Annotated in this window: 1 pseudogene; it reads right to left on the bottom strand. The window is 81.3% G+C overall.

Annotated features, from left to right (window positions below):
• Positions 1-100 precede the first annotated feature (100 nt).
• Positions 101-284 (bottom strand): annotated as a pseudogene (locus tag AC0IVP_RS21885) (transcriptional regulator); the annotation flags it as partial.

Genomic DNA, 284 nt, shown 5'->3' with positions numbered 1-284 from the left:
CCACGGCCAGTACCCAGACCTCCCGGGGTAGGTCCCCCCGACCCTCGCGCAGCACCGGCGGATCGTCGCTGCCCGTGCCCGGACGGCGCCGGGCGGGGGCTCAGGCCAGCAGCCGGTCCCGGTGCCCCTGGACCGGCCCGCGCCGGGCGTCACCGGCCGGCAGCAGCTCCAGCAGCCGGGCGTGCACGGGGAGGTCGTCGGCGCCCACCCCGCCGGCCAGCCGGTGCAGCAGGGCGACGTCCCCACCGTCGAGGACGGCGCGGCGGAGGCCGCCGGCCCGCTCC

Source organism: Klenkia sp. AC732 (genome assembly GCF_979256525.1).
Note: the sequence above shows the minus strand (reverse complement) of the source record. Positions and strands in the feature narration are given on the sequence as shown.